The organism is Acinetobacter junii CIP 64.5 (assembly GCF_000368765.1).
Classification (GTDB): domain Bacteria; phylum Pseudomonadota; class Gammaproteobacteria; order Pseudomonadales; family Moraxellaceae; genus Acinetobacter; species Acinetobacter junii.
Window position 1 is genome coordinate 794,477 of the sequence record NZ_KB849655.1, and the last position, 12,814, is coordinate 807,290.

The window sequence follows — 12,814 nt, forward strand, 5'->3', positions numbered from 1 at the left end:
AACCATAGCACATGCGATATGCACTATGGCGTTATCAGTTCAAAATTTTAAGATCTATTCATCGTTCAAGGCACATTCATAGTGACTTGGCGCTTGTGAACAACGAACCTGTTTCAGCAACTTCATCATATCTGGATCGTAATAGCCTTCTTTAGTCATTTGGATACGTGCTTCACGCATGAGACGAACATAACCAGGCTTATCACTTTCATTTAGTGTTAACCAATATTTACTTGGAATTTTAGCTTCCAATTTATCGACAAATTCAAATGCTGGATTGAGCTGTTTAGAAATCACCTCACGCGCAATTGACCCCATTCCTGCTGGGAATTTATTGCGATGCATGATCAATGTGCCTGTCACTTGAATGACAGGGAACTTAATAATCCCACCAACAACTTTGCCAGACTTATCACTCATCCCTTTATGTAACTCTAGTGGTTCAAACAATATCGCAGGTCCAGCCATAATATCGACTTCTTTATTGTTGAATTTACCACCGACACTCACTAAATCTACCGAAATAGGTTGAGCACCTACATTTTGAACTAATTTCTTTTGGGTTTCATCAAATTGGAATACAGCAATCTTTTTACCTGCAGCTTTAGCTAGAGTATTAATATTTCGATCGTTGACCATAATATAAGCAGCACCTAATGGTACTACCCCGACAACCTCATAGTCTTTGTTCACCATCTTTTCATCAAATTTTGGATTTGCCAAAACTTGGATCACTGCACTCAATTGTTTGTATGTTTGTAGTGCACCAATTGCATCAATACTTCCAACAAATTTATTAAATTGTTTCGCTCGTAGATTACTAATACCTGCGCCATCACAGCGTTTACTGCGGAAATCTTCGGTTAAGACAGCTTCATTGGTATAAACCTTTAGATTCACCAATGTAGATGCTGTTTTTTTAAGTTTAGGATAATCAAAATCCAGTTTAAATTGTAAATGCGAAGGACGAGCAACTTTCATATTGACACCAAACTGCTTGGCGACGTTTACCATTCTTGGAATTTCAGTGATATAGCTAGTTGCTTGTTCAAATGCTTCACTATGCTCACCATTCGGCGAATACACACATAAAGTGACCTGTTTAGGAATCTACTGCCAAGTTTTAGGGTCATTGAGCAGTTTTTTAACTTTATTCTGCGAATGAGTTGAAAGTGTTAGATCTAACTTCCCTTCAGGAGCAGCGTAGGTTGGACTCATCATGGTGAATGACGAGACCAACATTCCTGAGATAAGAATTGATTTAATTGACATCCTGCACTTATTTTTATGGATTAAACGGTCCATTTTTAGCTATTTCCCAATAGTTTTTATTCAAGTTAAGGTCATTAAATCAAAATAGAATTGACTGCTTTTACTTAGATGATGTCAATTCAGTCAAGAAAAGTATAAAAACTCTCGTTATTTGATAATAGTCTATATTTTATCGAAGTTTATAGAATACGAGAGACAATATTTATCCGACTAAAACAATCTAAAACCAGCTTCTATACCTTAGTAAAACCCCAAATCGACTTTTCGAAACATCATAAAGTATGAAAAATCTAGAATTAATCCAACGAGTTTTGTTTAACTAAAAATCAAATATCAAACATATTACAAGTTTTGATTCAGTTGAATTGGTAACTCCACTTGCATTCGTAGAATTAAATCACAGAGATAAATAAGCCGTAAAATTGACTCAACATTGATTTTAGACTCGACTAAAAGTGATGTGATTTGCTTTGCAAGTATGTTCATTCCTGCATCTAATGCCAACTGACGTTGTTGTTGCAATGTTTCGATCTGTGATGAACTCAGCATCATACGTCCTGAGCAACTCAGACTAAGTAATACATCAAAAATTGGTTCACACACTTTTTGACTTAAACTCATTTGAATAGATGAAAATTTTGCTCTCTGTTGTTGTTTCATCATTAAGAGTTGTTCAATCCGTCCAACGATACTTTCTTTCAAAGTCTTTTTTGATTCAGTGAATTGATCAAAATCTAGGTTAAATAAGCGAGTTTTTTCATTTTGCGTGATCAATAAACTAATTGGTGATAACACCAAGGTATGTCCTTTAATCTGGCAATATACAAAAACAGAGTTGATTTGAGTTTTTTGATTACACAAGTGTTCGAGCTGACGAATTTTTTCTATTTCTGACGTTTTCCAATCTAAACGTAAATGTATCGCTGATTGATTCTGATCATAGACCGTCCACCATAAACATTGCTCAACTTCATCAACTTGAGGATTGTCATAGCTAGAAATATTAAGCATGACTGTTTGATCAACACCTTCGATACTTTGTAATTGTTGCTGCCAACGTTGCTGTAGTTTGTGCCAATTATCAAATCCGATGTGTTGATAAATACTAAAATCCTGAAGATCTTTTAAGCTATTAAGTGGTAAGGCTCGACTTTGTCCTGAAGCAGATAAACGATCATCCTCAGAAAATCGTGGCTGTTGTAATCGTACTTTTTTTTGCATGAGTTGTTGAGCTGTCATCATCCAAATGCTTTGCTGAGACCATGCATTGTAACGATTAAAGTTCGGGTCATTATTTTCAGTACGCGCTAGTGTCACCTCAAAAATTTGAGGGTTTTCTTGCTCTGAGAAATATAAAGTGATTCCTCTAGCACCACCCAATGTTCGCCACCAACGTGCGCCTAAAGGTAAAAGTTCTAAATCTATTTGTTCTTGATCTACTTCATATTGACGACGTGATTTACCTCTTAAGCGAACTAAAGCCTCACCCTCAGCATGTTCTAACTGGTAAAGATACGCATTGATTTGAGCTAAATATAATAATGTTTCGTGTTCAGAACTATGTTCGTCACGATTTAAAAGTCGAGCAACCTGACCGCTCAGTTGCCTTAACATTGCAGCCAAACGAGGTAATGACTCACTTCTAGCAGACATATTCAGTAGATGTAATTGTCGTGCAGTCATTTCATTTACATGCGATAAACCAAACTCAATCAACTGAGCAAGATCATCTTTTAATTCAATAATAAATTGACCTTCACTCTCACTCAGAACCGCGGGATTCTCTGTCTCATTGAGTTCCAACTTAGTCCAGAATTTTCCTTGAAGTCGCTGTACTTCACTTAAAGCAGCTAGATAATATGCAGACTGATCCTTTTCTAAATTGGACAGCATTCCAGCCAAGCCCGCCCCCGCAACATAAATAATGTCTTCAGCTAGACTCTTGATACGAATTTTTAAACTGTATTCTTCTTCAAATAATTCTGTTTGTTGTTCTTTTTGCCAAAGACGAGCGAGTTTGATGGCTTTTTGAGTTTGAGCTTTACCTATTTTCTTTGCGATTTGGTTGAGATCAACTCTCAATATTTCTTCGATCAGATTGGGTTGGAAATTATTTTCAAGTTGTTCAACCAATTCAACAGTCGTACTTTGAATCTCTGCAGCTGAGTCTGTTGTTAGATTTTCGATTGGTTGCTGAACTGAATTTTGTAAATGTTGTTGCAGATATAAAACGGCTGCGACAATGTGCTTACAAGCACCTGTTGCAGGGCAACTACATGATGCATTGACTAAACCTGCCGATGATAAACCAACCTGTTGACCATCACTCTCAATGGTGATGTGTTCAGATTGCTCCGTTTGTAAAATAACCTTTCCTGCCTCAATATCTTTTAAGGCACGGCGAACCAAACCAGTATTTGCATAAGTAGCAAGACTGTCTTGATCATAAGCCAAATATTGGTGTTGCCAGCTCATTGCATCACCTCTGCCATCCATTCAGCAAAATGTTCAGGGGTTAGCGCTGCAACAGACATGCCCCTCTCATTCAGCTTCTGTGCCATTTGAATATCATAGACCGGGTTAGCTTGTTCATCTAAAGCAGCTAAGCCCAATAACTTTACGTGTTGACTTTGCAAGCGACTAATCGCATTGAGTAAATGTGCTACAGAACCACCTTCTTCAAAATCACTGATTAACGTAAAAATCGTGCGATTTGGTTGTGTGATAAAACGTTCGCAATAATTCACCGCTTTGGCAATGTCTGTCCCACCACCAAGCTGAACAGTCAATAGCACTTCAACGGGGTCATGTGCCATATGAGATAAATCAACAATATTGGTATCAAATAATACGAGATGTACTTTTACAGCAGGTAAACTAGCGAGAATGCTGGCACAAATCGCACTGTACATGACAGAGTTCATCATTGAACCACTTTGGTCCACGCACAACACGACAGTCCAAGGTAAATGACGTTGTACCCGCGCATTGAAGAATGGTTGTTGAATAATGAGCTTATTTAAATCAGCGTTATAGTGTTTTAAATTTTCCCGAATCGTACGTCGCCAGTCAAAGTTCTGACTATTCGCAATCAAAGAACGGCGAAAACGATTGCGTCGACCATGAATCGCATTGATAAAGTTAGGTTTTAATCGTGCAACGATTTGCTCTACTACAGTTTGAATAATCTCTCGGACAGCATCTCGAGTTTGCGCATTCATTCGCCCACGCATCGTCAATAATGCTTTAGCAAGCTGAGGTGTAGGCTCTAAACTTTTTAAGCTTTGCGGATCTTTGAGTAATGCATCTAATTGGTAGCGTTCAACTGCTTGAGTTTGAATACGTTCAAAGGTACTTTGCGGAAATAATTTTCGCGCTTGATTGAGCCAATTAATTGCAGTGAGCTGTGAGTCATCTAATGAGCCATGACGAGACTCCCCTGCAACATGACCACGTTGTTCATACTCACGGTTGTATAAATAATCGAGAGTACGTTCCAAACGTAATTGTTCTGCATCAAGCTGTACTTGATCCAAAGCTCGATCACTATAGCGACCCAGAATCAACCGCCAACGTGCTGTAAGGTTATTAGAGTTTGAATCATTCATTATACTAACCAACCTTGTAAATTTCGCTCGATCAAAAATTCTTGTAGTTGTTGATTTAATTGAACACCTTGTAGCATTTCAGCTTGTGAAACCTCACTGATATATCGAGAGATATCCAAACTTGAAACATCATTCAGCTGCGCAATCTGCTCAGCAAAAGCCGCTGTTTCCTTCGGTTTAAAATGAGTAAATGCTTGGCGTAAATCAGGTAGAATCGCCACAAAGGCAGCCTCATCCCATTTTAATAACAGTTGATTCAGTAGTTGTGCCATTGCAGGATAACGCAATAATAATTCAGGTGCGCTTTGCATCATTCCAGATAGATAAGCAACTGCATGTTCAGGGTTAGCACCTAAACCAAAATGTCGCTGAACTGATTGTTGTAAATCCTGTTCAGTCAAATCACCATCAATAAAACGTAAGGCGTCAACCGCACCCGCTAACACATCTAGCTTTTGCCAGTCCGTATTTAATCGTGCCAAAGCATTATAAAATTGTGCTAGGAAATTTAGCTCACCACCTAGTACACGATTTATCTGCTTAGACAAATTGCGTAATTGCAAAACTTGATTAAGAATTTGCTGTTGTTGGTCTGCTGGTGGCGTTGCCAACTGAGACAGTAAAAATAATGCTGTGGGAATGACTTGCTGCATCAGTGCTTTAAGTTCAGGTTGTTTCTGAAAAGCTAAGAAATCTTTGCCTGTCCATAAATTTAATAATTTTTGTCCACATTGAATCACCGAATCCAAATCAGGATCAGTTGGTAAGAATTGTTGAACTTCAACAAACAGAATTGGAATTTGTTTGTGTAATCCCATCAATGCTGCTCGAATTAAAAGCTGTACTGCAAGATGTGATGACCTTCCTTGTCCTGTTTGAGAAAAAGTCTGTTTGATATGCAAGAGTTTTTGTATTGCAACAGTATTTAACTCACCTCCTAATTCTGATAATTCAATCAACTGAGCTTCAACATGTGGTGTCCATGCATAATCCCATTCTTCAAATAATAAATGTAAGCGTCCACCACCTAGGAAATCTGGACCACTCACCGATTTGGCAAATCCCACTTGCAAGAAATCAAGTAAATGTAGAAAACGACTGCGCAAACGATGTTTTTGATTACGAAAAACATCCAGTTTTGCGCGTTTGGTCGTCGTTTCATCCAATTTAAAACGATGAACTTTTGCTAAGTCATAGACTTGAGCTAACAATGGTGGGGTCTGTGTGGATTGCACCACTTGTCCTAGACGTGCACCACCCAGAATTTGCTTCAATAGGCTTTGAAATGCTTGTTGTCCCTCATCTAAACTGCCTTTGACAAAACTACTTTGACAGGCATCAATCAAATCAAAACGACTAATTAAATGATGTCCTCTTAAAGTCGCTAATCTAATCGCCTGTTCAGTCGCATTTTTAACCGTAATAAAACTACTTTCCAAAATCTGCTGTTCGCGTAATTGCTTAGAAAAATCAGACAGTAACTCAACGATTAAGGCTTGTCGCTGTTCAGCATCATCAAAGGATTTCTCCATCATATGTTGCCAGCAACGTTGATAAAATGCAGGCGATGGCATACCAGAAGCATAACCATTTAAAGCATCAAGACGATCAAAACTATAACGAATCAACCATGCTTGGTCATCTTGATCGGCTGACTTCATTTTTTTAATTTTCTTAGGTTTCTCAACCAGTAAATGTGCTGCCAATTGCTCAATTAAGGCCAAGGTGTGAAAACCACCAGTGAGGATACAAATGGTACCTTTGTTATTTGCATAGCATTCTAAGATGCTTTGCAGCATGCATTGTTCTCGGATTAAAGAAGCATCGGCTTCTAAAACACTATCCTCGTAATCTAAACGAGACATAGCACACCAAACGAGCACCTCATGGAAAAAGCTTTGCCAATCATGCATCTCCAGCTTTGGCTTTAACTCAAATAAGTGATCCCATAGTTCATCATGATTTCGACAGTGCAACTTCTGTGCTAGGGTTTGTAAATACTGACTATGAGCCAAATAGCGCTCTTGCTGTAAGCTTCGACTTTGCCAAGTTTGTTTGGTGATCGTCTTTAATTCATGATCAATCTGACTTGTCCATGCTAAATCAATAAACTCAACCTCAGCATTAATTTCTGGCGCATATCGCAGCGCAACCCATTCAGGTGAATAATCGCAAAATGGATAATAAGCAGTACGCGTTTGCTTCTGTTCCGTCTTTTCATCATCAGCAGCATTATTATTTGCTTCCATGATTTCGGTTTGACACAGTACAGCTAGTGGTGGCTGACTATCTGGATGCTGTAAATCTGTAATTAAACGATTAAATGAACGTGGTGCTTCAATCAATATGTGTTTAGGCTGTAATTGCTGCAACGATTGTAAAGCAGCATAAGCACACGCTGGGCTATGATGGCGAATAGGTAAAAAATGAATACCCTTATCTGCCAAAGCCTTTTGCTGTTGTAATGCTTGTTGTAAGCGTTGTGGTATCGTCATATTCTTTATTTCAATAAATTTTCACTTTTTATATAAACTACATACAACATCTGATACTCGGAACGTCATTCACAGCCTGCGTGGTATCTGTCAAATGTTGTTTCTGCGACTCGATTAGCTAAATGCAAGAAGTCAACAGGTTCTGTGAATGACAAATGGTTTTGCCTACTTTTGTCGAAACAAAAGTAGGTCGAGCCGAAGGCTTATCCTCAAATAAGATGAGAACTCGGCACGACTCAGTTAAGACTCAAAAAATCTACTGCCAAAACGTTTTTCCAGCATCAAAAAAAGCCTTCCAAGTTACATCCAGTTTGGCACGTTCACGGGCAACATTATCCATATAAAAACGCATCCGCTTGGCATCATCAGCATTATCTTTTAACACCACGCCAATCAACTGACGCGCAATCGCAGCACCACTCAAAGATTGATCACCTAAATAATAGCCTTCTAAAGCAGCTGCATAAGCGATATTGACCGCTTCAGCAGTCGACATCACAGCATCAGGTGTTTTAATTGAGGTACCGTCTTTGGTTGTGCCTTGGCGTAACTCTTGAAAAACTGTGACCAGTAGATCAACCACAGATTCAGACATTTGAATCTGATCAGATAACTCTCCTAACTCGCGTTTCAACTGAGTCAGTACAAGCTCACGTTCAAAAACAGGATCAGCAATCGGTCGTACAGTTTCAAAATTAAAACGACGTTTCAATGCCGATGACATCTCATGCACACCGCGATCTCTTAAATTGGCGGTAGCAATAATATTAAATCCTGCTTTGGCATAAACACGACCTTGATCCCCAAGCTCAGGAATCATCATGGTCTTTTCAGACATTAATGAAACTAAGACATCCTGAATTTCAGGTGGACAACGCGTGATTTCCTCGAAACGAATGATCTTGCCATGCTGCATCGCTTGGTAAACAGGTGATGCAACTAAAGACTTCTCATTAGGACCTTCAGCAAGTAATAAAGCATAATTCCATGAATATTTGAGATGATCTTCAGTTGTGCCTGCTGTTCCTTGAATGGTTAATCCTGAATCACCACTAATCGCTGCTGCTAATAATTCGGACAGCATAGATTTTGCTGTACCTGGTTCACCTACTAACATGAGACCTTGTTTACCCAGTAAAGTCACAATTGCTCTGTCGACTAAAGCATCATCACCATAAAATTTACGGCTAATCGCTAATTTCTCATCACCGAGAATAAATTGGCGTACCGCACGTGGTGAACGTAACCAACCTTGTGGTTTAGGCGCATGGTCATGTTCACTGATTATTGCAAGTTCTTCTGCAAAACGTTGTTCAGCACTTAATTTAATAATGTCTTGTGGATTCATATCTTTACCATTTTACCAAGGTGTTTTCTTCTGCCATTCAGGATAAAAACCAGAACATGCCTCAGCAACTTTTAAATAATCAGCATAAGTTTCAGCTAATAACACTGGCGGTACATCTGCTAAATTCATTCCACTGTCACGCCAAGAACGTACATTCTTTTTCTCAAAACTGAGGTCGTACAATACAGCTGCAAGATTTTCCTCAGGCACATAACTGCCACTAAAACGAATCACCGCAGATAAACCAATTTGGCTAAATGGTTTAAAGTAACTATCAAAAGAACCACCATCTTCAATTGAAGCACGTTGATAACCAAGCTTGGTAATCACTCCACGTAAAGTAAATGTATCGGTTAACCAGCCTTTACGATCCTCAATGATTTCCGCATGTGCTTCAAAAACAGGAAGCTGGTGTGTCATCTGCTCAAATAGGAACTTCACTTTATAATCTTTAAAATGTGCTTGCCATGCTTCTGCATCTTCAGCACTGATCAAAACACCATGTGCAACTTTGATTTGGCTATCTTGTGCTAATTCAATTTCATCATCTTCAAGATTTAATAAACTGCCGTCATCACTAGGACGGAAACTTTGTAAAATAATACCTTCTGAAGAAAGCTCCAACCAAACTAAACGTTGAATCAAACGTTTCATAATTGGGTGTGCAAACAGGTATTCTTGCCAATCCGTACTGCTCCAAGCTCGCTCACTACACATCGCTTCATATAAGCGTTGTGTTTGTAGATCAATCACTTGTTTAAATTCTTTCTTACTACTGCTGAATAATGATTTAGCTTCTTTAATTAAGCCTTCGTCATCACCTTGTCGTGCAGCAGGCAAGGCTTTAATTATTTTTCCATCTTCATTTTTAAGTACGAACTTATCTTTATCGTCTACATAGGCAGTTAAGACTCGAGAACCGTACTCTAAACTCAGCACACCTACATCGTCTAAGCCTGCGGTCGGAATTGTGCGATCTGCCAATTCATCACTACTCCATTGATTGCGCTCTGCAATTTGCTCAACCAATTGTTTCGCTAGATTCTGAACAGATGCTGTGCGGTAACGACGTGACAAACTCAGAAGTAATTGAATAATCAATGGATCATCACTGATTGAAAAACTACTCAACATCGCTTCGATTTGTGCACGACGTTGGTAATGTAGCTTCATATAATCTTGCAATAATTTCACCGCAACACTACCTTGCGTTTTAAAAGTCAGTGCCAACATTCCTTTACTTTTAATTGCAGAACCTAAATAAATTGCTAAACGCTCACGTTTAATTTCTTCAACCACTTCTTCCAGTGTGATGTGTTCATAACGTCCATAATATTCCGGGTACTTTTGTCCCCAGCGTTTAAATGAATCTTGATAAGATGCTAAACGACTCGGTGCTTCTTTCGTTGCAACCTCTATCGCCTCTTCTAAAGTTGGATTACGAGTATCTTGATATATAAAGCTTTGCAGTAAATACAATGCAAGCGTTTGTTGGCTTTTATCATTTAACAGTCCCATATAACGCTGTAACAGTGCATTGGGCACAGGGTCTTTCAATTTGTCTGCTAAAACGACCCACCATTGAATAATTTGAGGATCAACTGTTGTACCATCTTGCCACTGCGCTTGAGGTAAATGCTGTAAATCAAACCAAGTAAAACTACTAGCAATCTTAGCTTTTAAACCCTTTTCAGCATCTTTGAGCAATGCTTTTGGCGAAAGATAAATATTAATATCCTCACCTAACTGCTCTAAAGCCGTCAGAATTGCAGCAATAACAACTTCTTTTTTCTCTTTTTTTAATAAATCATAAAGCGCTGTGACCGCAGAGGGATGTTGTAAACGCGCTAACCATTCGACTGCTGTAATACGAATTTCTTGTTTACCATTTTCTAAAGCTTCAATCGCTCTTAAATGAATATCAGGGAGTTTTTTTAATACTTCCTGAGCGTCAAAACGTAAACGTTTTCCATCCCCCAAAGCAAACTCAAGTAATCGAGGAATAAACTGTTTAGGTACTTGTGGAAAACGTTGTAATAGAGCTAATGCCTTGATTGGATCATAATAGCGCCATGAATTTTGATTTTTACTTGGTAGTAATCCCAAAGCTTCTGCAATTAAATCAATGTTCTCAATAAAAAAAGGAATGACTTTTTCATCATCAGCAATTCGAGTATTTAGTTCATCACCGCTATAGTTTTCTAGGTATTCATTTGCAATACAACGTTTACTACTCTCTTCTGAAATACCGACTTGTTGCAAAACTTGGTCTAACTGACGTAACTCAATTGTTTCCCAACTCTTAGTCTCTAAAAACTGGAAAAACTGATACCAGTTGATCCAATCATTGTTTCGATTCCCTAGCACCAAACGCGCTGCATGAATCAAACTAAACTCAGGTAACTGCTGTAACTTTTTTTGATAATTGGCAATTTCTTCAATATAGGAACGATAGTTTTTTTGACCATTTAGATGACCAAGAATTAATTGCCCAACATTTTCAACTTTGTCATATGATTTGCAGAAGTCTCGGTAGTTATTCTGTCTCCAATGGCTTTTGTATCCACCTTTCTCAACAGCTTTATTATCTTCAACTTCCTGTTCTGCAGCTTGACGATATTTTTCTTTTACTGCCAAGTAATTATCCTGTAGAACCTGAGCAAAACTTTCAGGAATGTCTTGAACCTCAATCACTTCAATATCAGGTAAGGTATATTCAAGCTCGACCACTTGACCCAAAGATTCGAGTCGTTGCAAAGCAGAAAGGATATTTGCCTGAACTGATTTTAATTTTTCATTTTCTGCTGCTTGCTGCAAGATTTCCCGATTTTGCTCTCCTAAACGTGCTAGCAAATCCGCGGCAAAACTACGTTGTTTGCTTTCGCCATTGATCAAGAAATTTTGCAAATGTTGCTGGCTTTGAGCATCGTCAAGATGTGTGAGTAAAACAGTCGCTTGCTCGCGAACACCTTTGCTCGAACTTAATGCAAGCATGATGATAAGTTCGGTTTGTTGTTGTAATAAGTCGTGATGCTGAGCAATAAACTCTAGGAAAATCCCCTGCGCTGCAGCAGAAAGTTTAGGTAAAGTCTCACGAATTTCTTGTGCATAATCAGTGAAGAACTGGACACTATCCGAAAGCTTAAACAAGAAATTTAATTGATCATAGTGATAACTATTTACGCCATTACGCTCAAATAAAGTCGTAATAAACCCTTCAATATTATTTTCAGGTTCAAATAAATAAAGTTGCTTTAATGCTGTAAGTGACCAAAGATCGCGATGTGATTTTTTCTGACGATCATCAAAACTTTGATGATTAAAACTTGTTAATAATCCATCTACCAGTACATAGCTAAACCAAACTGGAGTTTGTTTAGAAAGTTGAGAATAATTACGTTGCTGAGTTGCGGCTTCTAAGAATTTTCCATAGCGAATAATCTGATCACTACTCAGTTTTGAAAAGATATTGATATATAGTTTATAGCGCGCATTTTGTGAGGCTTTACATAGTTTTTCTTGTGCTTTAGTAAGCTCAGTTGATGGCCAATACCATCCATAAGTTCCAGGGCTACCTAGTAAGGCGCATACTTTATCTGTCGCTTGCTGCTGTAATGTCAATAAAACCTCTGGTTTTTGACCATTCACGATAAAGTTTAAAACTTGATTTGGTAACGTTGCCTCTACTTCAGATAAAGGTTCAACAATGCTAGTGAGTAACGCCAAACTTTCTGAATCTAGTGAGTTTTGACTCTGTGGATTGATTAATTCAGCGACTTTATTCTTAATACTTTCAAACATAAAATAACCTCTTATTTTCCCCAATTTTTTAATTACTTTTGATTTTTTGGTTTAAAAATCAATATAAGTAGGACTTACGCACTATTATTTATAGATTCTCTGTGGTAGCAGATGATTTTTATCGAGAATAAAGTCATCAATGAAGTTTTTGATCATTGGCCTAAATAATTTCTTCTGCCAACGATATATATTTTCAAAGATCCGCTCAAACTGGTTCTTTTGTATCTCAACGTAGGCCATCAAGGCTGAAAAAATATGATTCAAAATCAGTTTAGATCGTCTTACTTGAA

At 38.1% G+C, this 12,814-nt stretch carries 5 protein-coding genes and 2 pseudogenes; all 7 read right to left on the bottom strand.

Annotated features, from left to right (window positions below; all coding sequences use genetic code 11):
• Positions 1 to 54: 54 nt before the first annotated feature.
• Positions 55 to 1,242 (bottom strand): annotated as a pseudogene (locus tag F948_RS09550) (putative solute-binding protein).
• Between the two features lie 372 nt (positions 1,243 to 1,614).
• Positions 1,615 to 3,747 (bottom strand): SWIM zinc finger family protein, encoded by a 2,133-nt coding sequence (locus F948_RS09555; RefSeq protein ID WP_004963116.1) that lies wholly within the window; start codon positions 3,745 to 3,747, stop codon positions 1,615 to 1,617.
• On the bottom strand, positions 3,744 to 4,880 hold the full coding sequence (locus tag F948_RS09560) for a VWA domain-containing protein (RefSeq protein ID WP_004963122.1): 1,137 nt from the start codon (positions 4,878 to 4,880) through the stop codon (positions 3,744 to 3,746). Before F948_RS09560 ends, F948_RS09555 begins: the two co-directional genes overlap by 4 nt.
• Entirely contained in the window at positions 4,880 to 7,375 is a 2,496-nt protein-coding gene (locus F948_RS09565) for a DUF5682 family protein (RefSeq protein WP_004963126.1), read from the bottom strand. Before F948_RS09565 ends, F948_RS09560 begins: the two co-directional genes overlap by 1 nt.
• A gap of 256 nt (positions 7,376 to 7,631) precedes the next feature.
• Positions 7,632 to 8,723 (bottom strand): ATP-binding protein, encoded by a 1,092-nt coding sequence (locus F948_RS09570; RefSeq protein WP_004963130.1) that lies wholly within the window; start codon positions 8,721 to 8,723, stop codon positions 7,632 to 7,634.
• 12 nt (positions 8,724 to 8,735) lie between these two features.
• The gene (locus tag F948_RS09575) at positions 8,736 to 12,524 is read right to left on the bottom strand and encodes a DUF4132 domain-containing protein (RefSeq protein ID WP_004963133.1); all 3,789 of its coding nucleotides are present in this window, start codon (positions 12,522 to 12,524) and stop codon (positions 8,736 to 8,738) included.
• Positions 12,525 to 12,608: 84 nt separating this feature from the next.
• Positions 12,609 to 12,814, bottom strand: a pseudogene (locus tag F948_RS16425) (IS701 family transposase); the annotation flags it as partial.